Origin of the sequence: Methylotenera versatilis 79, assembly GCF_000384375.1 — a bacterium.
Classification (GTDB): domain Bacteria; phylum Pseudomonadota; class Gammaproteobacteria; order Burkholderiales; family Methylophilaceae; genus Methylotenera_A; species Methylotenera_A versatilis_B.
Genome location: NZ_ARVX01000001.1, coordinates 1538045 through 1562055 on the forward strand (window position 1 = coordinate 1538045; position 24011 = coordinate 1562055).

General features: G+C 42.2%; 19 protein-coding genes and 1 riboswitch. Of the genes, 6 read left to right on the forward strand and 13 right to left on the reverse strand.

Annotated features, from left to right (window positions below):
- Positions 1–316: 316 nt before the first annotated feature.
- From METVE_RS12900 to METVE_RS0107610, 3 genes are all read right to left on the reverse strand, one after another.
- Positions 317–670 (reverse strand): type IV pilin protein, encoded by a 354-nt coding sequence (locus METVE_RS12900; protein ID WP_369751042.1) that lies wholly within the window; start codon positions 668–670, stop codon positions 317–319.
- Between the two features lie 581 nt (positions 671–1251).
- Positions 1252–1791 (reverse strand): SRPBCC family protein, encoded by a 540-nt coding sequence (locus tag METVE_RS0107605; protein ID WP_020167869.1) that lies wholly within the window; start codon positions 1789–1791, stop codon positions 1252–1254.
- Positions 1792–2014: 223 nt separating this feature from the next.
- Positions 2015–3010 carry a beta-propeller fold lactonase family protein gene (locus tag METVE_RS0107610; RefSeq protein ID WP_020167870.1) on the reverse strand — a complete coding sequence of 332 codons (996 nt, stop codon included), beginning with the start codon at positions 3008–3010 and terminating at the stop codon, positions 2015–2017.
- 125 nt (positions 3011–3135) lie between these two features.
- On the opposite strand from METVE_RS0107610, the gene METVE_RS0107615 reads away from it, so the two are divergent.
- The gene (locus tag METVE_RS0107615; RefSeq protein WP_020167871.1) at positions 3136–3639 is read left to right on the forward strand and encodes an RNA pyrophosphohydrolase; all 504 of its coding nucleotides are present in this window, start codon (positions 3136–3138) and stop codon (positions 3637–3639) included.
- Positions 3640–3776: 137 nt separating this feature from the next.
- Here METVE_RS0107615 and asd read toward each other — a convergent pair whose 3' ends face one another.
- The 6 genes from asd to nadC all read right to left on the reverse strand — a co-directional run bounded on the left by asd (position 3777) and on the right by nadC (position 11152).
- Positions 3777–4622: an archaetidylserine decarboxylase gene (gene asd, locus METVE_RS0107620; protein ID WP_020167872.1), complete on the reverse strand. Its 846-nt coding sequence runs from the start codon at positions 4620–4622 to the stop codon at positions 3777–3779.
- A gap of 117 nt (positions 4623–4739) precedes the next feature.
- Positions 4740–5756 carry a ketol-acid reductoisomerase gene (ilvC, locus tag METVE_RS0107625; protein ID WP_020167873.1) on the reverse strand — a complete coding sequence of 339 codons (1017 nt, stop codon included), beginning with the start codon at positions 5754–5756 and terminating at the stop codon, positions 4740–4742.
- Between the two features lie 107 nt (positions 5757–5863).
- Positions 5864–6355, reverse strand: coding sequence for an acetolactate synthase small subunit (gene ilvN / locus METVE_RS0107630; protein WP_020167874.1), 492 nt, complete (start codon positions 6353–6355; stop codon positions 5864–5866).
- A gap of 6 nt (positions 6356–6361) precedes the next feature.
- Entirely contained in the window at positions 6362–8134 is a 1773-nt protein-coding gene (gene ilvB, locus METVE_RS0107635; protein WP_020167875.1) for a biosynthetic-type acetolactate synthase large subunit, read from the reverse strand.
- Positions 8135–8336: 202 nt separating this feature from the next.
- Entirely contained in the window at positions 8337–10124 is a 1788-nt protein-coding gene (locus tag METVE_RS0107640) for a GspE/PulE family protein (protein WP_026362063.1), read from the reverse strand.
- 146 nt (positions 10125–10270) lie between these two features.
- Complete coding sequence (gene nadC / locus METVE_RS0107645; protein WP_020167877.1) at positions 10271–11152, reverse strand: carboxylating nicotinate-nucleotide diphosphorylase; 882 nt, start codon at positions 11150–11152, stop codon at positions 10271–10273.
- Between the two features lie 45 nt (positions 11153–11197).
- Between nadC and METVE_RS0107650 the strand changes: the two genes are divergently transcribed.
- Positions 11198–11806, forward strand: a complete 609-nt coding sequence (locus METVE_RS0107650) for a glutathione S-transferase family protein (protein WP_020167878.1) — start codon at positions 11198–11200, stop codon at positions 11804–11806.
- 100 nt (positions 11807–11906) lie between these two features.
- Here the strand turns inward: METVE_RS0107650 and METVE_RS0107655 are convergent, their stop codons facing one another.
- The 4 genes from METVE_RS0107655 to metE all read right to left on the reverse strand — a co-directional run bounded on the left by METVE_RS0107655 (position 11907) and on the right by metE (position 19320).
- A complete protein-coding gene (locus METVE_RS0107655) occupies positions 11907–12236 on the reverse strand; it encodes a hypothetical protein (protein ID WP_020167879.1) in 330 nt (109 codons plus the stop codon).
- A 111-nt stretch (positions 12237–12347) separates the two neighbouring features.
- The gene (locus METVE_RS0107660) at positions 12348–13481 is read right to left on the reverse strand and encodes a ribonucleotide-diphosphate reductase subunit beta (RefSeq protein ID WP_020167880.1); all 1134 of its coding nucleotides are present in this window, start codon (positions 13479–13481) and stop codon (positions 12348–12350) included.
- A gap of 151 nt (positions 13482–13632) precedes the next feature.
- Positions 13633–16455: a ribonucleoside-diphosphate reductase subunit alpha gene (locus METVE_RS0107665; protein WP_020167881.1), complete on the reverse strand. Its 2823-nt coding sequence runs from the start codon at positions 16453–16455 to the stop codon at positions 13633–13635.
- Positions 16456–16670: 215 nt separating this feature from the next.
- A riboswitch (cobalamin riboswitch) is annotated at positions 16671–16919 on the reverse strand.
- Positions 16920–17022: 103 nt separating this feature from the next.
- Complete coding sequence (metE, locus tag METVE_RS0107670) at positions 17023–19320, reverse strand: 5-methyltetrahydropteroyltriglutamate--homocysteine S-methyltransferase (RefSeq protein WP_020167882.1); 2298 nt, start codon at positions 19318–19320, stop codon at positions 17023–17025.
- A 154-nt stretch (positions 19321–19474) separates the two neighbouring features.
- Between metE and METVE_RS0107680 the strand changes: the two genes are divergently transcribed.
- The 4 genes from METVE_RS0107680 (at position 19475) to METVE_RS0107695 (ending at position 24001) form a co-directional block, all read left to right on the forward strand.
- Positions 19475–20398, forward strand: a complete 924-nt coding sequence (locus tag METVE_RS0107680) for a LysR family transcriptional regulator (protein ID WP_020167884.1) — start codon at positions 19475–19477, stop codon at positions 20396–20398.
- 109 nt (positions 20399–20507) lie between these two features.
- Positions 20508–21413: a polyphosphate kinase 2 gene (gene ppk2, locus METVE_RS0107685; protein ID WP_020167885.1), complete on the forward strand. Its 906-nt coding sequence runs from the start codon at positions 20508–20510 to the stop codon at positions 21411–21413.
- Between the two features lie 138 nt (positions 21414–21551).
- On the forward strand, positions 21552–23156 hold the full coding sequence (locus METVE_RS0107690; RefSeq protein ID WP_020167886.1) for an inorganic phosphate transporter: 1605 nt from the start codon (positions 21552–21554) through the stop codon (positions 23154–23156).
- Positions 23157–23374: 218 nt separating this feature from the next.
- Entirely contained in the window at positions 23375–24001 is a 627-nt protein-coding gene (locus METVE_RS0107695; RefSeq protein WP_020167887.1) for a hypothetical protein, read from the forward strand.
- Positions 24002–24011 lie beyond the last annotated feature (10 nt).

Consider the following 24011-nt stretch of genomic DNA (forward strand, 5'->3'; position numbering starts at 1 on the left):
TCGAATCTAATTATGTAGCGTCAAGATATTACATGGTGCTAAATTAATTAAGTAAAAATCGCAATGGTTGCCATTATGCCGATAATTGCTACCACAATCATTAAGTCAATCAAGGCACAAGTATTTTTGTGCTTGCGCCATTACTTCTCTATTACTATGAATCAACTCCACTGAGATATGAGACTAAATAGTTTGTGCTAACTTGATTAGTCTCATCACATTGAGTAAATGTTACTAACTCTTAAGACAAAATAGAGCGGTTTAACAAAAAACCCCTGCATATGCAGGGGTTTTTAAGTTATAACTTAACTATTAATTAGGGCTGTACACATATAGCGCCTTTAGTAAGGTCGCAAGTTGTATCTTTGTCACCTGGAGCTTTTTTCACGCCAGTAAGTGTACCAAGGGTTGTCGCATTACCTGTATAAGTAAAAGGACCAGTACAAGCGCCAGCATTGGTTAAATCTGGTAATGAAGTAGCGCCGTCAGAGAATTCAATTAGAATTTTGTTTGCAAGCGCTTTAGATTCGATCATACAGGCACGGTTTGCAGATTTAATCGTGTAGTTTTGATAAGAAGGAATAGCAATCGCTGCCAAAATACCGATAATCGCGACCACAATCATTAATTCGATTAAGGTAAAACCTTTTTGTACTTGTTTCATGTTCATATAAATCCCCTTTAGTAAATTTAAGTGCTTACACATAATAATCAAACACCACATTAGTAATTGTTACCAGTGCTTGAAATATTATTAGCAACTGCTATGCCAACTAACTATGTTTAGTTGTTAACTGTTTGATAGTTATAAGTAAATAATTTTAAATTCTTATTTTTTGAGTGATTTAATAGGTTAAGTTCTATTAAAAATGGGTATTTAAAGCAATTTTGAAAAGTATGGGATGACAAAAAGTGTCAATGTTTACCAATTCCGTCACTTGCTACTGTTGCATGATTGGCGGTTTACTTGACGATTAATCCGTGTAGTTAAGTAGTTAAATAGTGAAAATTGGTATTTTTAAGTTTGACGGCAATAGTTTGACAATAAAGTTAACCACTAAAATACGTCAACATTTGAATGTTAATCAAAAATGGCGATAAAAAAGGATTGTAAGTTCAACTTACAATCCTTTTTTAGGCATGGTTTACTCAGTTTAGCTGATTGAAATCAATCGGCTGACTTTAATTACCAAAACTTCCACCATGGTTTTTTTGCCGAGCTACTTGATGTTGCGCCAGATCCCTGGCTAATTACTTTGAGCTTTCGAGTACCTTTTTCAAATTAGCTAAACCGCCATCGAATACACCAGTGATGAATTTAACCGCTGTTTCATCATCTTGACCTGCTGGAATTGGTGGGTTTAGTTTATAAGTGCGGTAAAAACGGCCAACCCAAGTTACTGTGCTTTCGCCAGCGCCTGGGCCTGCAGTTACTTGCATAAATGCGTTGTAATCAGCTACTGGCGCCACGCCGCTTACAATTTCGTATTTTAATTTCATATCTTTGTCGTCTGCACTACGTAGTTTTTCAACAATATCGCCACCGCCTTTTAGGCTTAACGTTCTGAATGTTGCTAATTCGCCGTTTTCATCTTTCTTTTGTTCAGTTTTAACGCTTTCGATTGCAGGATGCCATTTTTGCATGTTGCCGAAATCTTTTACCAATGCCCAAACTTTTGCTGGAGCAGCTTTAATCACAATGGTTTTTTCTACTTTTTGTGGTGATGGGCCGTGAGCGGCCGCATTAAATGACAATGTTGCCAAGGCTAATAATGTTAAAAACTTTTTCATGCATGGTCTCCGTTGAATGACAATAAATAAACTTAAAACTAGGATGGCAACTATTATAAATGAGTTGTACTGATAAGCCTATTTTACAAAGCCTATTAAACCCTATGTTTAGCTTTAACGCGAGATTACGTAGTGCGTTGACGCTAAATTTAAACTGTTTCTTTAATTAATTGGATAATATAAATTGTGCCTATTTTTGATTGGTCAGCACAAACTGTAACTCTTATGGTTTGGACAACACAAACTGTCCAAATGCGCGACTTTTATCGCCCGTTTTAATGTGTGATTTAATTTTATTACTGGCGGCATCAATTACAGTGAGTTTGTTTTCGCCCCAACTGGTGACTAAAACCTGATTGTTTACAACGTCAAAGCTAACGCCTTCGGGTGTCATGCCGACATCAACGCTCGCGATACTTTTTTGCGTGATTAAATCAATCACCGTAACAGTGTCATCTTGCGTATTGGATACATACAGTGTTTTATTGTTTGGATTAAGCACTGCGCAATAAGGATGTTCGCCGACTTTTAAAGTATTTTGTACTGGTAAAGTAGTTAAGGCCAGCGTGGCGGTGTCGATAATCGAAACAGTATTATCATAGACATTCACCGTATATAAATGCTTGTTATCAGGACTAAGTGTTAAGCCAAATGGATGCTTGCCCACTTTAATCTGTTTAACAATGGTCAGCGTTTTGGTGTCAATCACCGCAATCTCATTGGAATCGCGTTGCGCAACATAAAGCGTTTTGCTATCTGCACTGACGATTAATCCCGCAGGTGCATTTGCAACAATCAATTCGCGCTGCACATTAAAATTGCCAGTATCAATGGCTAAAATACGGTCACTGTACCAATCTGCCACGTATAAAGTTTTGCTATCAGGCGCAATCGCAATGCCAACAGGCGAGCCTTTAATGGCAATCGTTTCAGACACTGTATTGGTATCCGTATTAATTACGGAAATATTTTGGCTTTCTACATTACTAATAAAAGCACGGCTTAATGTTGGTGATATCGCCACGCCAACTGGTGCTTTGCCAACGGTAATTGTTTTGATTACTTCAGATTTGGCAAGATCAACCACCGAAACGGTGTTGTCACCTTGGTTGGTAATATAGGCAAAGCTGCTGCCATGATTATCCGACGCGCATGCAGTTAATGCGCCTATAAATGACAGTAATAGAAAAAAGCGCGTAATAAAATTTATATTTTGCATAATTGAGATGAATTGAGGGTTAATCCAGCGAATAAAGTATTAATTTAGCGCTATACGCAAATGCGAGCTTTCAATAGTGGCAAAAATATGAAAAAATTGCACTAAATATTTTAGGTAGTTGCAATATGTTAGATCGTGACGGATTCCGTCCCAATGTTGGGATAATCCTGTGTAACGCTCAAAATCAGGTGTTTTGGGGCAAGCGTATTCGTGAGCACGCTTGGCAGTTTCCACAGGGTGGTATTAAATACGGCGAAAGCCCAGAACAGGCGATGTATCGCGAGCTGATGGAAGAAGTCGGCTTGGAGGCAAAGCATGTAGAGATTTTGGGTCGTACGCGTGATTGGCTGCGCTACGAAGTGCCTAGCAGTTGGATTAAACGCGAGTGGCGCGGTAGTTATAAAGGCCAAAAACAAATTTGGTATTTGTTACGCATGATTGGACGCGATAGCGATGTTTCGTTGCGCGCTTCTGAACATCCTGAATTTGATGCGTGGCGCTGGAGTGATTACTGGGTACCGCTAGAAGATGTGATTGAATTTAAACGCGATGTTTACAAAGCGGCATTAAATGAATTGGCAGCGCATTTGCATCATAAAATAAAGACACATCCAGCTAGGCATATTTAAACCTAGATTAATTTAGACTAGATAAAAGAAAAGCCTGCTGATTGATTTAGCAGGCTTTTTTGTTTGTAGTTTTAATGTTGATCTTTTTAAAACCAGTGATTTTGAAATTAATTCTAAAAATGAATAGTTTTAACTAGTTAACCCATCACTTCGCCCAATTGAATCGCGCGGGCAGGGCGCCAATCGGCATTAAATTTCAATGTATTCTTTTCAAATAACATTACAACGGTTGAGCCTAACAAAAATCTGCCCATTTCATCGCCTTGTTTAAGCGATATATTTTTATCTGCGTAAGACCATGTGCGGATATTTTGACTGCGCGGCGGGTTAATCACTTTATTTTGGCTATCATGCCAAACAGTTGCCATGCTGCCAACAATCGTCGCTCCGACCAAAACCATCACAAAACTGCCATGCTGCTCAGATTCAAACTCGCACACAACACGTTCGTTACGTGCAAATAAATTCGGCACATTGGCGGCAGTATTCGGATTAACTGAGAATAAATCACCTGGCACGTACGTCATACTTTTTAGTGCGCCATCACATGGCATATGTATGCGGTGATAATCTTTAGGACTTAAATATAGGCACGCAAAATAGCCGTTTTCAAATTGATTAGCCAATATTTGGTTACCAGCAAGCAAAGTTAACGTTGAGTAATTGTGATTTTTTGCCTGAAAAATCTGGTCTTGTTCAATATTGCCAAATTGGCTAATTGCGCCATCTACCGGGCAGCTAAAATTAGTTTTTGCAAGTGGACGTGCGCCACTTTTAAGTGCGCGCGTAAAAAAATCATTAAAAGTCGCATAGCTGCTGATGTCTGGATTAGCGGCTTCTGCCATGTTGACTTTATAGCGTTTGATAAACCAGGCAATGACTGCCGTGGTTAATTTGCCGCCTTTTAAATTGGCAAGTTTACCTGCCAAAATGGTAATGGCTTGTTTGGGCAGCAGATATTGCAAAATAATGGAAAGTGGCAATTGAAATCCTTTAATGAAAAAGGGCAAAACGATTTGCGTCTTGCCCTTTTTTCTAACACTAAGTTTTAATACTTAATCTTTGATGCTTAAACTTTAATACTTAACCTTCAATTTAAGCTAGTTTTTGCTTTGATCGACTAGTTTGTTTTTAGCAATCCAAGGCATCATGGAGCGCAATTGGCTGCCAACTTGCTCAATTGGGTGCGCTGCATTTAAGCGGCGACGCGCAACCATTTCTGGGTAGTTGGTACGGCCTTCTAAAATGAATTGTTTTGCATAGTTGCCGTTTTGAATATTTGTTAAACATTCTTTCATGGCGGCGCGCGCTTGGTCAGCAATCACGCGTGGACCTGTTACATATTCGCCGTATTCTGCATTGTTTGAGATTGAGTAATTCATGTTGGCAATGCCGCCTTCGTACATTAAATCCACAATCAATTTAAGCTCGTGCAAACATTCAAAATACGCCATTTCTGGTGCGTAGCCTGCTTCTGTCAATGTTTCAAAGCCAGCTTTTACTAACTCAACCGCGCCACCACATAATACCGCTTGCTCACCAAATAAATCGGTTTCAGTTTCTTCACGGAAGTCAGTTTCAATCACGCCACCTTTAGTGCCGCCATTAGCTGCTGCGTAAGAAAGTGAGATGTCTTTTGCTTTACCAGATTTATCTTGATAAACCGCGATTAATGACGGTACGCCGCCACCTTTTAAATACTCTGAACGCACAGTGTGGCCTGGGCCTTTTGGTGCAATCATGATTACGTCTAAATCAGCACGTGGCACGATTTGGTTGTAATGGATATTGAAGCCGTGTGCAAACGCAAGTGCTGCACCTTTTTTAAGGTTTGGTGCAACTTCTGCATCGTAAATGCCTGCCATTGTTTCATCTGGTAATAAAACCATCACAACATCAGCGTCTTTTACAGCTTCAGCAATTTCAAATACGTTATGGCCAGAATTAACCGCTTTAGCCCATGAGCTGCCTTCTTTACGTAGGCCGATTGTCACCGTTACGCCGCTATCCTTAAGATTGGCTGCGTGCGCGTGACCTTGCGAACCGTAACCTACGATGGTTACTTTTTTGCCTTTGATAATGCTTAAGTCAGCGTCTTTGTCGTAATAAACTTTCATTGCTTTTCCCTTTAAATACAATTATTTATTAATGAATTACTTAACCTGTTTTAATACTTAACTTTTAATGCTCGTTCTTAAATATTAAGCTTAATGTTTTCAATCGCTTATATTTTTAAAATTCGATCGCCGCGCCCAATGCCAGAAGCGCCTGTGCGTACCGTTTCTAAAATAGCAGTTTTATCAATTGCTTCTAAAAACGCATCTAACTTACTGCAAGATCCAGTGAGTTCAATGGTGTAGCTATTATCAGCAACATCGATAATTCGGCCACGAAAAATGTCACACATGCGCTTCATTTCATCTTTAAAGTTAGCACTTGCTTTCACTTTAACCAGCATTAACTCACGTTCAATGTACTTGCCGTCATTTAAATCCAGCACCTTGACGACATCGACTAGTTTATTCAGCTGTTTGATGATTTGCTCAATTACTTCATCAGAACCGGCTGTCACAATCGTCATGCGCGATAGGGTAGGGTCTTCAGTCACTGCAACGGTAAGCGATTCAATGTTGTAGCCACGTGCGGAAAATAAGCCGGCAACGCGAGATAATGCGCCAGCTTCGTTTTCCATTAATAGAGAGATAATATGTTTCATTAACTACTAGTCCTCATGCCGATGTTTATTGTCTTTTTTAAGCACCATTTCTGATAAGCCTTTACCCGCCGCAATCATCGGAAACACGTTTTCGTCTTGGTCGGTAATAAAATCCATAAACACAAATTTGTCTTTTTTGGCGAATGCTTCTTTTAATGCGCCTTCAACATCAGCAGGATTGGTGATTTTCATCCCAACATGGCCATAGGATTCAGCCAGTTTTACAAAGTCTGGCAAGCTATCCATATACGATTCTGAGTAGCGATTTTCGTAGAAAAACTCTTGCCACTGACGCACCATGCCCAAGTAACGGTTATTCAGCATAATGACCTTAATCGGCAAGCCATATTGCGCACAGGTAGAAAGCTCTTGAATATTCATTTGAATACTGCCTTCACCCGTTACACAGGCTACTTGCGCATTTTTATCGGCGAATTGACAGCCCATTGCATACGGCAAGCCAACGCCCATCGTGCCTAAGCCGCCAGAATTGATCCAGCGACGTGGTTGATCGAATTTGTAATATTGCGCCGCCCACATTTGGTGTTGGCCAACATCAGATGTGACATAAGCCTCACCCTTGGTGACTTCCCACAGTTTTTCAATGACGTATTGCGGTTTAATCACAAGGTCTGAATTTGTGTACACCATGGACTTAACGCCACGCCATTCATCAATTTGCTTCCACCAAGTGCTGATGTCATTGCTTGTTTTTTCTGCAGTCAACACATCGTTCATTTCAGCCAATACAGACTGAACGTGACCAACAATCGGCACATCAACTTTTACGCGTTTAGAAATGCTGGATGGATCCACATCGATATGAATAATCGTACGTTTTTTGCTTAAAAAATCTTTAGGATCGCCAATCACGCGGTCATCAAAACGTGCGCCAACTGCAATCAACACATCACAGTTCTGCATCGCCAAATTGGCTTCATAAGTTCCATGCATACCTAGCATGCCAAGAAATTGCTTGTCACTTGCAGGATATCCACCCAAGCCCATTAATGTGCTGGTAACAGGATAATTGAGTGCGCGCGCTAATTTAACTAATTCTGCTGCGCCGTCGCCCAATACTAAGCCGCCGCCCGTGTAAATCATCGGACGTTTAGCTTCTAGCAATAATTTAATGGCTTTTTTAATTTGCCCGCTGTGGCCTTTTAATACCGGATTATACGAACGTAATTCCACCGTTTTTGGGTAAATATATTCAGCTAAATGTGCCGTAATATCTTTAGGGATATCCACAACAACTGGGCCTGGACGGCCTGTGGCTGCGATATAAAACGCTTTTTTCATTGTGGCAGCAATGTCTTTAACATCTTTTACCAGAAAGTTATGTTTCACACATGGGCGCGTTATGCCAACCATGTCAACTTCCTGAAAGGCGTCTAAACCAATGGCTGGAACGGCTACTTGGCCGCTGATAACGACTAGTGGAATTGAATCCATGTAAGCGGTTGCGATGCCGGTTACCGCATTGGTGGCGCCTGGGCCGCTGGTTACTAAGGCAACGCCAACGGTACCAGTCGCGCGTGAGTAAGCATCGGCCGCGTGTACAGCCGCTTGTTCATGGCGCACCAAAATATGCTTAAAGCCATTTTGTTTGTAAATTTCATCGTAAATGTGCAGCACCGCGCCACCAGGATAGCCAAATACAAATTTGACTTTCTCTTCGTTTAAGCAGCGAATGACAATTTCTGCGCCCGTAATGGTTGGATTCCCATTGATTTGGTCACTACTAGCAGGTGTCGAATTATTATTTTGTGAATCCATAAAACCTTGATTTTTTACGATTAAATGATGAACCCTAAACCTTAACCGTTTGAGCGCATTTGGTCAAGTTTGGTGATGGATAAACAATTGAAAACACTAGGGGATAAATCAGTAATAAATGAAAACGCAGCAGTAATATGCAATGATTAGTATTCATTACTTAACCATTTATTTAGTGCAAAAAATACTTAAACAAGTGTATTTAGGAATCTAATGGAGGTGCGACTTTTAATAGTTCTTCAATAGTAGTTAATCCAGCGGCGACTTTTTCTGCGCCATTCAGCATTAAAGGTTGCATGCCTTCTTGATACGCCATGTTTCTGAGCATCGGCAAATCGGTATCATGTGTGATCAATTTGCGTAACTTTGGCGTGATGGTGAGCATTTCATAAATGCCGCTACGGCCGCGGAAACCTGTGTTGCGGCATTCTACGCAGCCAACTGCTTTCATCGTACCAGTAGGTTTGTTGGCTTTGAAAGGGTAGGTGATGGATCTCCACTCTTCATTGGTGATCTCATGCGGCGCTTTGCAAGCAGAGCAAAGCGTGCGCACAAGTCGCTGCGCCATAATGCCTAAAACAGTTGAGTGAATTAAGTACGATGCCACACCCAAATCTAACAGACGTGTGACAGCCGAAGGCGCGTCGTTTGTATGCAGTGTTGATAAGACCAAGTGACCAGTCAATGCCGCTTGAATTGCCATATCAGCGGTTTCGATATCCCGAATCTCACCGACCATAATAATGTCAGGGTCTTGTCGCATTAATGTGCGAATCCCATCGGCAAAATTAAGTCCGATATTAGTCGTCACTTGCATTTGATTAAACGCAGGTTCCACCATTTCAATCGGGTCTTCAACCGTGCTCACATTCACTTCTGGCGTGGCTAGTTGTTTGAGTGTGGAATATAAAGTAGTCGTTTTGCCTGATCCCGTTGGACCAGTGACCAAGATAATGCCGTTAGGACTTTTGGTCCATTGTGCCCATAAATCTGCTTGTTTTTTAGAAAAACCTAATTGAATAAAATCTTGCACAATGACATCTGGTGTAAAAATCCGCATCACCAGTTTTTCGCCAAATGCAGTTGGCATGGTGGATAAACGTAGCTCGATTTCAGTGCCTGTATTGCTGACGGTTTTAATACGACCGTCTTGTGGGCGGCGCTTTTCTACCATATCCATACGACCCAACAATTTGATGCGGCTGGTAATCGCGTTCATGATATTGGACGGCAATTGATACACTTGATGTAAAACGCCATCAATGCGAAAGCGCATCGTGCCCATGTTGCGGCGTGGCTCTAGATGAATGTCACTGGCGCGCTGCTCAAAGGCGTATTTAAACAACCAATCTACAATATTTACTACGTGCTGTTCGTTAGCGTCTAGGTTTTTATCTTTACCTAGCTCAACCAATTGCTCAAAATTTTGTACGCCAACAATCTGACCTGCTTTGGCTAAATTAGCTTGGTTAATAGACGTTGCTAGATTGTAAATTTCGGGTAAATAGCGATTAATTTCTAGCGGGTTAGCAAATACCAATTTGATGCGCATATTTAAAATGCGCTCTAAATCTGGTATCCAATCTACTTGATAAGGCTCAGAAGTCGCCACAGTCGCTTCATCGCCTTTCACCGAAATCGGCATGATTCTCAGGCGTTCAGCATAAGCTTTCGAGACAATTTGTGCAGCAGAGCTAAAATCCAGTTTAAGTGGATCAATATGGTAGAAATCCAAGCCTGTTTGCGCTGCCAGCCAGCGGCTTAAATAATCCACTGTCATCGGTTTATGTGGCGACTTAAAATCTTTCCATTTTTGTTCGCCAATTACAACGACTGGATGCAAGTTTGAACTATCTAACTTGCGATCTTTATACAGTTTTTCGGCTTGCGTTTTATCTAATCTGCCATCGTTAACCAGCATACGCAACACATCACCCAAGCTTAGTTTGGCCTTAGCGGCAGCTTTAATTAAGCCAGAAGATTTGCTCATCACTTGGCCTGTGTGTCGGCTTAAGCCAGGTTGCGTGTTTGGATCTGTATGGGTGCCTGTATTGGGGGATTTAGTCATTATTACCTTATTGGGCTTGCTTAATTAAGTTGCTAATTTAAAAGCGTTAAGTAGCGTATCAACATACATTATTTTATTCTTAATGATAAATCAACGGCGCGAATATTTTTAGTTAAGCCGCCAATTGAGATGCGATCAACACCTGTCAGCGCAGTCGCGCGTGCAGAACTTAAATCCACGCCGCCAGAAGCTTCTAATTTGGCGCGACCAGAATTCGTCGCTTTATTTATTTCTACTGCTTCTTTCATTTCTTTTAAGCCAAAGTTATCTAACAAAATACTGATAGCACCTGCATCCAAAGCTTGTTTAAGTTGCTCAGTATTTTCAACTTCTATTTGAATGCTAATGTTTGGATGTTGTGTAATCGCTTGCGTTACAGCTGCATTAACACTGCCTGCGGCGGCAATATGATTTTCTTTGATTAAAATGCCGTCATAAAGTGCCAACCGCTGATTAGCACCGCCACCAACTGTGACCGCATATTTTTGTGCCAAACGTAAGCCAGGAATCGTTTTTCGCGTGTCCAAAATTTGTGCTTTAGTGCCAGAAACGGCCATCACGAATTTGCGCGTTTCAGTGGCGACTGCAGAAAGTAACTGTAAAAAATTCAGCGCGCAACGTTCAGCTGTGAGCAAGCCACGTGCGCTGCCGTTAATCTCACATAATAATTGGTTGGCGGTAATTTTCTCGCCTTCATTCACCAGCCATTTGATTTTAATATCGGTATCAATTTGCTTAAAACAGGCGTTAACCCAATCGATACCGCAAATAACCGCATCTTCACGCGTGATAATCGTGGCTAGTGCTTGCTTGTCAGCCGGAATCAGCGATGCAGTCAAATCGCCACTACCGATATCTTCGGCGATTGCCTGCTGGACATCATAATCAACCAACGCATTAAAAGCGCCAGAACCGCGCGGATAATGTTGTGTAAATAGAGGAGTGAACATAATTTCTATTATAATGCAGTCATCGTCAAACAAAGTACACTCATAATGAAGCTTTTATACACAGTTAATAGTCCTTATGCACGCAAAGTGCGGATCGTCGCGCTTGAAAAACACATCGATGTCGAGCTGCAAGAAGTCGTGCTGAATGACCCGGATTGTCCTGTTAAAAATCATAATCCTTTAGGCAAAGTGCCCGTGTTGGTGTTGGATGATGGCGATAGTTTGTATGATTCAAAAGTGATTGTCGAATATTTAGATAATCGCACACCGCTTGCGCATTTAATTCCGACGGACCACAGCAGTAAAATTTGGGTGCGCCGCTGGGAATCACTTGCAGATGGTATTTGTGATGCGGCAGTAGCGGCAACAATGGAAAGTCGCCGTCCGCCAGAACAGCAAATTCAAGCTAATATCGATAAGCAAGTTGCTAAAGTATTGCTCGGTTTAGAAGTGCTTAATTTGGATATCACCAAGAAAAAATGGTGTGTGAATGAGACTTTTAGTGTGGCAGATATTGCCGTTGGCTGTATGTTGGGTTATGTTGATTTGCGCTTTAAGCAATTGAATTGGCAAGATAAATTCACTAATTTAGCCAAACATTACAGCGTGTTGATTAAACGGCCTAGCTTTAAACAAACTATGCCAGTGGCTTAAGTTTTACTTAGTTAAGTTGCTTGAATCCAGTTTACGAAATATCGCTATAAATCAGCGTTTATTAAGTAAATAGTCAGAATTAGTTAACCATATTTTTGGGTTAATAATTATCAGTAAGTTCATCAGCCAATGTCGACAATTGCGTTTTTTTACGCCTGCTTTGGCGTTCGTTCAGCCGTTTTTGCGCCGCAATTGGAAAATCGGTAAATCGAATCACATTGCCTTCAATCAAAAGGCTAATTAAGTCTTCTAGCACGCGCGCTAACTGAATATCGCTTTCACGAAATGAAGAATTTTTAGCCAATGTTTGTTCTAGAAATGCTAAATATTCCTTGCTGTTATCTTCAACAAATACCCAGCCATCGCCAAAATTTTCAGAATCACTTGCAGCAATCACAACGCCGCTAGCATTTTTAAACACATAAGCCATATTTACTTGTCCAATCTATAAATTAAGACGATTTTTAGTGTTTAATTTTACTGCTTAATTGTGTGTTAAGTCTGAAAATCTCGGCAATGCTTATTTATTTAAGCTGGTTTTCTAATCCCAACTTAAAGCGCCACCCGTTTGATATTCTGTTACGCGGGTTTCAAAAAAGTTTTTCTCTTTCTTCAAATCCATCATTTCACTCATCCACGGAAATGGATTCGTTGCACCTGGATACAGCACATCCAGACCGATTTGCTGACAACGGCGGTTAGCAATAAAACGCAGATACTCTTTAAACATTGTTGCATTCAATCCCAATACGCCGCGTGGCATTGTCGCTTCTGCATACTTATATTCAAGCTCAACACCGTGTTGCATCAAACCTTTTATTTCTTCACGGAATTCGGCTGTCCATAAATGTGGATTCTCTAGTTTGATAGTATTGATTACGTCGATACCAAAATTGCAGTGCATCGATTCATCACGCAGAATATATTGATATTGCTCTGCCGCACCTTGCATCTTGTTTTGGCGACCAAGCGCTAAAATCTGCACAAATCCAACGTAGAAAAATAAGCCTTCCATAATGCAAGCAAATACGATTAATGAACGCAATAACTGTTGATCTGCTTCAGGCGTGCCGGTTTTAAATTCTGGGTCAGTCAAGATATTGATAAATGGAATCAAAAAATCATCTTTGTCTTTAATGCTCGCCACTTCTTGGTAAGCATTGAAAACTTCGGATTCATCCAAGCCCAAACTTTCCACAATGTATTGGTAAGCATGCGTGTGAATAGCCTCTTCAAAACCTTGGCGCAGCAAATATTGGCGGCATTCTGGCGCGGTAATATGGCGATAAGTGCCTAGCACGATATTATTGGCAGCCAGCGAATCAGCGGTGGTGAAAAATCCTAGATTGCGCTTAACGATCAAGCGTTCATCATCCGTTAGCGCAGTGCTATCTTTCCACTGCGCAATATCGCGGCTCATCGACACTTCTTGCGGCATCCAATGGTTGGCGCAACCGGCTAAGTATTTATCCCAGGCCCAATGGTATTTAAAAGGTACCAGTTGATTCACGTCAGTTTGACCGTTAATCATCCGTTTATCTGAGGCATTCACACGGCCTGAGATGGATGGTTGATTTGCGGCGACTGGTGCCACAGTATTTGCTATTAATGTAGGCACTGTTTCTAATTTTTGCGCTACTGGCTCTACGTAAACTTCATCTTCAAATGAAAGCATATTTTTCCTTATTCTTTAATTACTTAACTTCAGAAAATTAAAAGTTCTAAGCGAAACAAGGCGTGAGAAAAATTTTGAGCGCAGCATACATTAAGTATGTCAGCGATAAATTTTTTGATACAACGCCGTTTCGCGACGAAATTTTAGTTTTTTATTGGCAAGATTCGCATTCTGGATTGTCTATTGAACACATTTTCGGTGCTTCTTCTGGTGCATTGCTGCCTGAAGAAACTGCGTTCAATTCACCGCCCGAGCCAGTAGATTTCTCTGCTGCCGTTGCACCCAATGAGCGCAAGTAATAAGTGGTTTTTAATCCACGTTGCCAAGCCAATAGATAGGTATCGTTCAGTTTTTTGCCAGACGGTACCGCAAAGTAAAGATTCAGCGATTGCGCTTGATCTATCCATTTTTGGCGCCGCGCTGCCGCTTCAATTAACCAAGTTGGGTCAACATCAAATGCGGTGGCATACAGTTGCTTTAAATCCGCAGGTACGCGTTCAATTTTTTGCAGTGAGCCATCAAAATATTTCAAGTCAGATACCATCACCGTATCCCACAATCCACGGGCTTTTAAATCGTTAACTAATTGCTCATTCACAATCGTGAATTCGCCAGATAGATTTGATTTAACATACAGGTTTTGGTATTCAGGCTCAATACTGGCAGATACGCCGACAATATTAGAAATCGTCGCCGTCGGTGCAATCGCTACGCAATTAGAATTGCGCATACCGACTTTTTGAATACGTGTTCTCAGCGCATCCCAATCCAACGTTTTGCTTCTGTCGACTTCAACATTGCCGCCGCGTTCAGCTAGCAATAAATCTAATGTATCTAATGGCAAAATACCTTGATCCCACAAGCTGCCTTTGAAGCTAGAGTATGCGCCGCGCTCTTCTGCTAACACCGTAGATGCGTAATAAGCGTTATAGCAAACCGCTTCCATGGCGCGGTCAGCAAACTTCACCGCTTCCATACTTGCGTAAGGAATACGCATAGCGTGCAGGCAGTTTTGGAATCCCATAATGCCCATGCCGACAGGGCGATGGCGTGTATTGGCGTTGCGTGCTTTGCCTACGGGGTAGAAATTAATATCGACTACGTTATCCAACATGCGCATACCAACTTTAATGGTTGCCTGTAACTTGTCGTTATCTAGCACTAAATTGCCGTTAACTTCGGTTAAATGCTGTAATAAGTTCACAGAGCCTAAATTGCAAACGGCGATTTCCGTGTCAGAAGTATTCAGCGTAATTTCAGTACAAAGGTTTGAGCTATGTACAACCCCCACGTGTTGCTGTGGTGAGCGAATATTGCATGGGTCTTTAAAGGTAATCCAAGGATGGCCCGTTTCAAACAACATAGAAAGCATCTTGCGCCACATTTGCAAGGCGGGGATTTTCTTGAATAGCTTGATTTCGCCATTTTCAGCACGACGCTCATATTCCACGTAAGCAGTTTCAAACGCTTTGCCATATTTATCGTGCAAATCGGGTACGTCAGATGGCGAAAACAATGTCCAATCGCCCGCTTCAGTCACGCGACGCATAAATAGATCGGGAATCCAATGTGCAGTATTCATGTCATGTGTACGGCGGCGGTCATCGCCAGTGTTTTTGCGTAAGTCTAAAAATTCTTCAATATCTAAATGCCATGTTTCTAAATAACCGCACACAGCACCTTTACGTTTGCCGCCTTGGTTAACTGCTACAGCTGTGTCATTTACCACTTTCAAGAATGGAATCACGCCTTGGCTTTTGCCATTGGTGCCTTTGATTCGTGCGCCCAATGAACGCACTGGCGTCCAGTCATTGCCTAAGCCGCCGGCGTATTTTTGCAATAATGCATTTTCTTTAATGCCTTGATAGATGCCTTCAAGGTCATCGCTTACGGTAGTCAAATAGCAGCTGGATAATTGTGAATGCAATGTACCGGCATTGAATAAAGTCGGTGTTGAGCTCATAAAATCAAACGTACTTAACACGTTGTAGAACTCAATTGCGCGCGTTTCGCGGTCAATCTCGTTAATCGCCAAGCCCATCGCCACGCGCATAAAGAATATTTGTGGCAACTCGATACGTCGCTCTTCAATATGCAAAAAATAGCGGTCATATAGCGTTTGAATACCTAAATAACCAAATTGAAAATCGCGTTCTTTTTTAAGTGCAGCAGCAAGTTTGGTTAAATCAAACTGCGCTAAACGTTGATCTAGCAATTCTGCATCGATACCCATTTTGATATAACGTGGGAAATATTCGACATAATGTGTATCCATCTCAGCATGGCTGACACGTCCACCTAATACTTCGGCGCGCACTAAATCCAGTTGCAAACGGGCAGTCACATAATTGTAGGCCGGTTCCGTTTCAATCAAGCTACGTGCCGATAAAATCAGCGCTTTATACACTTCAGTAAACGGAATGCCATCGTACAAATCGCGCACTGCTTGCTCTACCACTACATTTGCGTCAACAGCGTTTCCTAAGTTTAGACAAGCCTCACTCACCATCGCAGTCAGCTCTTTAATATTTAACGGCGTTAATTTGCCATTGATATTCACGTTAAGTGCGTGTTCAGGTTCTGTGTTTACTTGGCTGGCTTTTTCAGCGGCGCGTTCTTCATTGCGTTTTTCACGGTAAAGCACGTATGCGCGCGCTACATCGTGGTTGCCATTGCGCATCAACGCCAATTCTACTTGGTCTTGAATATCTTCAATGTGAATAGAACCGCCAGCAGGTAAACGGCGGATTAGCGCGTTATTCACCAATTGGCTCAATGTGACGACTTGGTCGCGCACACGTTGCGAAGCCGCACTTTGATTGCCTTCGACTGCTAAAAAAGCTTTGGTGATGGCAATAGAGATTTTATCGAGAGTGAAGGCAACTGCTGCGCCATTTCGGCGGATTACTTGCAGCGTTGGTAATAATGTGGATTGTGCTGAATCAGCGTTTTGTGATGGTCTTACGTCATCCATTTTGGTTTTCCCTTTTTAATAAAGGGCAGGTTCGCTTTACTTAACACATTTTTTTAATCAAAAAATATGTAACTAAAAACAGCATGGCAGAAAATCAAAAAGAATGACTTTCCATCTGCCGAGGACACCCCGCCTCAAACGTTATAAAAAAATAGTTTTGCATCATTTTTGATGGTTAAGTTAACGCTGAATTTGTTAAGTTAACCCTAGATTTGACGCAAAAAATGCACACGGCAGGTCTTCTGGCTTTCAGGTCTTCATCATTTTGCTAGCCTTCCCGAGCGGATTTTTACATCCAAACTTAGTGGCAAAAGAGATACAAAATGACTCGCTGATTACAGCTGCGGGGGCAGCCCCGGAATTAAAGTCTGCAAGCTAATAATTCGCTCTACAAACTTCGCACCGGATTCCCTTTTATCTCGAATTTCGACAGAAATTCGAGAACCGTATGTAAAGACTATAACGCAATATGGTGGGGTATTTCAACAGATAAAACACAATATATTGATAATATTTTAATTTATTTCCTATATGTATGTTTTATAAGACTTTTTATTTTAGTCACAATTACGCTGTTTGCTCCAATGCTATTCTTAATGTTTTAGCAACACTAACCATGTTTTGTAACGCCAGTTTCGTTTCATCCCACCCTCGGGTTTTTAGGCCGCAATCTGGGTTAATCCAAAGCCGCTCTGCAGGAACCACTTCAAATGCGCGTTTCATCAGTTTTTCCATCGCCTCGATACTTGGCACGCGTGGCGAGTGAATGTCGTACACACCAGGCCCAATCTCGTTCGGATATGAAAACTCACCAAAGCCATCTAATAATTCCATTGCCGAACGCGAAGTTTCAATCGTAATCACGTCCGCATCCATCGCTGCAATCGCTGGCAAAATATCGTTAAACTCCGCGTAACACATATGCGTGTGAATCTGCGTATCGTCTTTGGCAACACTGGCAGAAAGTTTAAAAGCGCGAACTGCCCAAGCCAGATAATGTGCCCACGCGGCTTTTTGTAGCGGCAAACCCTCACGCAAAGCGGGTTCATCGATTTGAATAACCGCGATACCCACATTTTGCAAATCATCCACTTCATCGCGAATCGCCAGCGCTAATTGCAAAGCAGTGGTTTCGCGTGGTTGGTCATCGCGCACAAAAGACCATTGCAGCATAGTGATCGGGCCAGTCAACATGCCTTTTACAGGACGCGTAGAAAGCGATTGTGCAAAACGTGCGGTATCAACGGTCATTGGATGCGGCCGATAAACATCACCAAAAATAACCGGCGGTTTAACGCAACGCGAACCATAACTTTGCACCCAGCCATTTTGCGTAAACACATAACCAGCTAACTGTTCACCAAAAAATTCCACCATATCATTACGTTCAGCTTCGCCGTGCACCAACACATCCAAGCCGATTTCTTCTTGTTGCGCGATAGCATAAGCAATGTGCGATTCCATATCTAGCGCATATTTATCTTGGCTAATCTCGCCTTTTTTAAATGCGGCGCGGCTGGCGCGAATGTCTGGCGTTTGTGGAAATGAGCCAATCGTCGTCGTTGGCAATAATGGTAAATTCAAACGCGCGTGTTGTGTGATTTGGCGAGTATTGAATGTACTTTCGCGGTTCTCATTTAAATCATTCAAGCCCTGAATGCGCGCTTTTACATCGGCATTATGCACACGCGCTGATTGATTGCGTGAGGCGATGGCGGCACGTGAAATACTTAATTCTTCTGCCACAGAATCAACACCGTGATTCAATGCTTTGGCAATGGTTTTTAGCTCGATGAGTTTTTCATCCGCAAACGCCAACCAAGACTTTATTTCAATATCCAATTTAACTTCATGTTGCAAAGTCACTGGCGTATGCAATAGCGAACAACTTGGCGCAATCCACAAACGCTCGCCCAATCGCTGCGCCCAATGTTCTAATAAAGCCAATGCTTTATCCAAATCAGTGCGCCAAATATTGCGACCGTCAATAATGCCAGCCGATAACACCCAATAACTCGGAATCGTATTCACCCACGGGCCTAATTGCTCTGGCGCGCGCACTAAATCTAAGTGAATTCCATCCACAGGCAATGTGGCAATCAAACCTTGGTAGCGCGAAATATTAGCAAAATAAGTCGTTAACAATAATTTTGGGCGAGAAATCCTAAACCACGCATAAGCGCGCTCAAAGGCTTTGAGCCAAACGTCATCTAAATCCAGCGCAAAAATCGGTTCGTCGATTTGTAGCCATTCGATTTTTTTTGCATGCAATTCTTGTAGTAAATGCGCGTATTGTTGGGCCAAATTATCCAGCAAATCTAACTTGTTCACGCCGCGCGCTTTGCTTAAATACAGAAAACTCACTGGGCCAAGCAGCACAGGTTTCACGTTTTTAGACAATTTTAGCGCTTCGTCAACCTGATTTAAAAAGTCATGCGCGTTGATAGAAAACTGCGTATCGGCATTTAATTCTGGCACGATATAATGATAGTTCGTATCGAACCATTTCGTCATTTCCATCGCTGGTTGCTCTAAATTGCCACGTGCTAATGCAAAATAAGCATTTTCTGGCGAAATACTTTTTTCACCAAAAGGCAATTTAGCAAAACGTTTTGGCTGTGCACTGAATAAAACCGTGTGATCCAACACGTGATCGTATTGCGAAAAATCATTGCTTGTTATAAAGGCTAAGTCGGCATCCTGCTGTTTCTGCCAATGCGTTGCGCGTAGGTTTGTTGCTGTAGTTTGCAAATCTTCAGATGAAGATTCACGGCGCCAGAAAGATTCCAGCGCGAATTTCAATTCGCGTTTTGCACCAACGCGCGGATAACCCAAAATATGGGCTTTAACTATTTTTGTTGTCATTATAATCACCTAAATATTCACTAAATTTTTGTGGTAACTCTGTTGAGAATCAACTAAGGTTTGCATTGTGAAGCGATGAAATTTTTTAATAAAGCGAAAGTTTTTGTGATAAATTTGAATTAAATTCATACCTAAAAATGTAAGGCAGTTCAATATGCTAGAAATCCGTCATTTAAAATCGCTTAAAGCTATCGCTGAAACAGGAAAATTGGGGCTGGCTGCAGAGCGTGTTTTTCTAACACAATCGGCACTTTCACACCAAATACGCGCGCTGGAAACGCATTATGCAATCACGCTTTTTCAGCGCAGCGCACAAGGTTTGCGCTTTACGCCAGCTGGACAGCGACTGTTAGATTTAGCCAATGAATTATTACCGCTGATTGAGAAATCCGAACGCGATTTGATTCGCCTGAAAAGCGATCAATCTGGCGAGTTAAGAATTGTGCTGGAATGCCATACCTGTTTTGATTGGCTAACGCCGGTGATGGATGCATTCAGGCGCGCCTGGCCAGAGGTGGAAATAGATCTGGTGGCTGGATTTCATAGCGACCCTTGGCACTTGTTGCATGAAGGCAAAGCAGATGTCGTGATTGGTGGCTTGCCAAATGCTATGTCTGAAAAAAATAGCAGCTTAAATCATCTGCCATTATTTAAGTTTGAGATTATGGCGGTGCTTCCCACCGATCATATTTTGCGCAATAAAACGCGATTAACTGCGCAAGATTTTAGCGATGAAACCTTGATTACTTACCCAGTACCAGAAGACCGCATTGATGTCATCAAGCAAGTATTAAAGCCAGCGGAAATTCAATTTAATCGCCGCACGGCCGAGTTAACTATTGCGATTATGCAGCTAGTCGCCAGTCGACGTGGATTGGCGGCTTTGCCTAGCTGGGGCATTCAGAGCTATGTAGAACATGATTATGTATTGGCTAAACCCATCGGCACCAAAGGTTTGTGGTCGGAGCTATATGCAATCGGCACCAATGAAATGATGGCGCGACCTTATGCCAAAGATTTAGCGCGCATCATTCGCGATGTTTGCGCAGAAAAATTGCAAGGCATTAAATTGTTGTAATGGTGATTTAAACGCATCAACTTTCGGCATTAAATCGCGTTGTCACAAAACCGTCATCAAAAATCACTATTCTGTATTTAATTAAGTTAATTAAATATCGAGATTAAAAATGAATTTAAATGACGCAGAAGTCATGGAACGTATTCACAATGACTTAATCGATAGTTTGGATGAAGAATTAGAGCTAGAGTTAGAAGACAACCACTTAGATTCACTCTCAGGCAATGATGCTAATCGTAGCAAAGAGTATCGCCGTACCTATTTTAAAGAGTTATTTCGCCTGCAAGCCGAACTAGTCAAATTGCAAGATTGGGTTGCAGCCACTGGTCACAAAGTGGTGATTATTTTTGAAGGCCGCGATGCAGCAGGCAAGGGCGGTGTGATTAAGCGCATTACACAGCGTCTTAATCCGCGTATCTGTCGTGTGGCTGCATTACCTGCGCCAAATGAGCGTGAACGCACACAATGGTATTTTCAACGTTATGTTTCCCATTTACCTGCTGCTGGCGAAATTGTGTTGTTCGACCGCAGTTGGTACAACCGTGCAGGCGTTGAGCGCGTGATGGGTTTTTGCGACGATGTGCAATATGAAGAGTTTTTCCGCTCAGTGCCAGACTTTGAAAGAATGCTGGTGCGCTCAGGCATTCAAGTCATTAAATACTGGTTTTCCATTTCAGATGAAGAGCAGCATCTGCGCTTTTTAGGCCGTGCACATGACCCGCTTAAACAATGGAAACTCAGCCCGATGGATTTGGAATCACGCCGTCGTTGGGAGTTGTATACCAAAGCTAAAGAAGTGATGCTAGAACGCACGCACATTGAAGAGGCGCCTTGGCACATTGTAGAAGCCGTTGATAAGAAAAAAGCGCGGCTTAACTGTATTCACCATTTACTTAACCAAATGCCATACGAAGAAATCAAGCGGCCTGTTATCGAACTGCCAGAGCGTGAACACCATGATGATTATGTGCGCCAGCCTGTGCCGAAAGATATGTTTGTGCCAGAGGTTTACTGATCTTGCTGATATATGGTCTTGTGGTACTTGCCGCGATATAACTATTAAGCCGTTGTCATTAATTTGTCATATAGTTCGCCAATACTGTTTATAGACTTTAAATCTATTTAACTTATATTAATTGTAGGGATACTCACCATGCGTTCAACCACAGCATCCATCGGTGCAACAGCATCACGGCCTAATTTAGATAGCAAACCCAGCAAAGTCACTATATTCGTTTTTATTGCTTTGCTAGTTGGCGGCTTAATATTCACTGCATTTAGTTTGATGCACGATGTAACCGAAACGGGTGCAATCACAACCACTTATTTACCGTTTATTTTGCTAGGCGTTGCGTTGATTATTGCGCTGGCTTTTGAGTTTGTAAATGGCTTCCACGATACGGCAAATGCAGTCGCTACTGTCATTTATACGCATTCCATGCCGCCGAATGTCGCGGTGGTTTGGTCTGGCTTCTTCAATTTCTTAGGCGTACTATTTTCAAGTGGCGCGGTGGCTTTCGGTATTATCGCCTTGTTGCCAGTCGAACTTATTTTACAAGTAGGCGCTGGTTCTGGTTTTGCGATGGTATTTGCCTTATTAATCGCAGCCATTATCTGGAATTTAGGCACATGGTTGCTTGGTTTGCCTGCTTCATCATCACACACTTTAATTGGCTCGATCATTGGTGTTGGCGTGGCAAATGCGTTGATGCACGGTCGCGATGGCACTAGCGGCGTGGATTGGGCGCAAGCGACTAAAATCGGTTATTCGCTGTTACTTTCACCGATGATTGGTTTTGTGATTGCCGCGCTACTGTTATTGGCGCTAAAAGTATTGGTTAAAAATAAAGAGTTGTACGAAGAGCCAAAAGGCAACAAGCCGCCACCAATCTGGATTCGTAGTCTGTTAATTCTTACCTGTACTGGTGTGTCGTTCGCGCATGGGTCTAATGACGGACAAAAAGGCATGGGCTTAATTATGTTGATTTTGGTTGGTACCGTGCCAATGGCTTACGCGCTAAATCGTGCCATGCCAGTCGATCAAATGACGCAATTCGTGGCAGTCGCGCAAGTCATGCAACAATCTATTATCAGTATTGCGCCAGCCGCAGCACCTGTAGATCCGCGCCACACCCTGTCTGAATATGTACGCACTAAAACCGTCACACCAGAAGTGTTACCGGCTTTGGCGGCGGTAACCGGTATTATTGGCGCGCAAGTAAAAGAGCATGGCACATTTTCACGCGTACCAGCTGAGGTGGTGAGTAACGTCAGAAATGATATGTATTTGGCCTCAGAAACTATTCGCTTTTTAGATAAAGATAAGGCTGTCACGTTTAGCGCCGACACAAAGGCTAACTTAACTGCGTTCAAAAAAGAGTTGGATAAAGCCACAAAATTTATTCCACTATGGGTAAAAGTCGCCGTGGCGATTGCGCTAGGTTTAGGCACAATGGTCGGCTGGAAGCGCATTGTGATTACCGTGGGTGAAAAAATCGGCAAAACGCATCTGACTTATGCGCAAGGCGCATCGGCGGAGTTAGTCGCCATGTCGATGATTGGTGCGGCGGATGTATTTGGTTTGCCAGTTTCTACCACGCATGTGCTTTCTTCTGGCGTGGCAGGTACGATGGCGGCAAATAAATCTGGCTTGCAAATGTCGACTATTCGTAACTTGCTAACGGCTTGGGTGCTGACATTACCGATGGCAATGTTACTTTCCGGCAGTTTGTATTGGGCTTTTTCTCACGTATTTTAAGGGTTAACTGCCCCGCGCAAAAGCTGCAAATGTGCTTGATGTGAATCAAGTGTTTGCAGCTTTTATTTTTTCAAATCTGCGAAAATAGCGACTGCGCTCAAATGTGCGTACGAATCAAAATGTGAATGGTTTTTTAGGTTTTAATTAGATAACTTTGACTGACAATCAAATAAGATTACACTTAAAACTCTCTAGAAAAACTCAAAAGCCCATTCACCATGCAAAATATCAGCAAATATTTAGTGTTAACTTTAATCATGACAGGCTTGTTTTCTGCCTGTGATAAACCCAAAGAATCTGCGACTGAACCAACCGCGCAACCATCTAACAACACAGACGCTGCGCCAAACGCCGACCCAGCGATTGAATCGCCTGTAAAAAATAACGATCCTGAAGTGATTAATTTTGAAGGTTTTGGCCCTGCAAAATTTGGTGATAATGAAGAATCTGTACGCATATCATGGGGGCGTCCGCTGAATGCCAGTAAACCTGCCGTAGGCGCGACTTGCTACTATTTATATCTAGATCCAAAACCTGAAAATCATCAAGAAATTGCTTTTATGTTTGAAGACGGAAAGTTTGTGCGCTATGACGTGGATGACCCAAAATGGGTTGCGCCAGGCAATATTGTGGTGGGTGATACCATGGCAAAAGTGCTGCAAGCCCACGCAGGGCATATTCAAAACCAACCACATAAATATATCGAAGGCGCACATACTTTAGTTGTAACGCCGCTTGAAAAATCGAATGCGAGTTTGATATTTGAAACAGACGCAAACAACATCGTCATCAATTGGCGCATTGGTGTATCGCCGCAAGTGTATTATGTTGAAGGTTGTAGTTAATCAACTGAGG

What these genes read in the sequence shown, in the direction of transcription:
- METVE_RS0107610 (WP_020167870.1), bottom strand. Translation starts at nt 3,010, where the DNA reads ATGCAAAATATAAATTTTATTACGCGCTTTTTTCTATTACTGTCATTT.
- METVE_RS0107605 (WP_020167869.1), bottom strand. Translation starts at nt 1,791, where the DNA reads ATGAAAAAGTTTTTAACATTATTAGCCTTGGCAACATTGTCATTTAAT.
- METVE_RS0107690 (WP_020167886.1), top strand. Translation starts at nt 21,552, where the DNA reads ATGCGTTCAACCACAGCATCCATCGGTGCAACAGCATCACGGCCTAAT.
- ilvN (WP_020167874.1), bottom strand. Translation starts at nt 6,355, where the DNA reads ATGAAACATATTATCTCTCTATTAATGGAAAACGAAGCTGGCGCATTA.
- ilvC (WP_020167873.1), bottom strand. Translation starts at nt 5,756, where the DNA reads ATGAAAGTTTATTACGACAAAGACGCTGACTTAAGCATTATCAAAGGC.
- nadC (WP_020167877.1), bottom strand. Translation starts at nt 11,152, where the DNA reads ATGTTCACTCCTCTATTTACACAACATTATCCGCGCGGTTCTGGCGCT.
- METVE_RS0107650 (WP_020167878.1), top strand. Translation starts at nt 11,198, where the DNA reads ATGAAGCTTTTATACACAGTTAATAGTCCTTATGCACGCAAAGTGCGG.
- METVE_RS0107680 (WP_020167884.1), top strand. Translation starts at nt 19,475, where the DNA reads ATGCTAGAAATCCGTCATTTAAAATCGCTTAAAGCTATCGCTGAAACA.
- METVE_RS0107665 (WP_020167881.1), bottom strand. Translation starts at nt 16,455, where the DNA reads ATGGATGACGTAAGACCATCACAAAACGCTGATTCAGCACAATCCACA.
- METVE_RS0107640 (WP_026362063.1), bottom strand. Translation starts at nt 10,124, where the DNA reads ATGAGCAAATCTTCTGGCTTAATTAAAGCTGCCGCTAAGGCCAAACTA.
- METVE_RS12900 (WP_369751042.1), bottom strand. Translation starts at nt 670, where the DNA reads ATGAACATGAAACAAGTACAAAAAGGTTTTACCTTAATCGAATTAATG.
- ilvB (WP_020167875.1), bottom strand. Translation starts at nt 8,134, where the DNA reads ATGGATTCACAAAATAATAATTCGACACCTGCTAGTAGTGACCAAATC.
- METVE_RS0107615 (WP_020167871.1), top strand. Translation starts at nt 3,136, where the DNA reads ATGTTAGATCGTGACGGATTCCGTCCCAATGTTGGGATAATCCTGTGT.
- METVE_RS0107655 (WP_020167879.1), bottom strand. Translation starts at nt 12,236, where the DNA reads ATGGCTTATGTGTTTAAAAATGCTAGCGGCGTTGTGATTGCTGCAAGT.
- METVE_RS0107660 (WP_020167880.1), bottom strand. Translation starts at nt 13,481, where the DNA reads ATGCTTTCATTTGAAGATGAAGTTTACGTAGAGCCAGTAGCGCAAAAA.
- METVE_RS0107695 (WP_020167887.1), top strand. Translation starts at nt 23,375, where the DNA reads ATGCAAAATATCAGCAAATATTTAGTGTTAACTTTAATCATGACAGGC.
- metE (WP_020167882.1), bottom strand. Translation starts at nt 19,320, where the DNA reads ATGACAACAAAAATAGTTAAAGCCCATATTTTGGGTTATCCGCGCGTT.
- ppk2 (WP_020167885.1), top strand. Translation starts at nt 20,508, where the DNA reads ATGAATTTAAATGACGCAGAAGTCATGGAACGTATTCACAATGACTTA.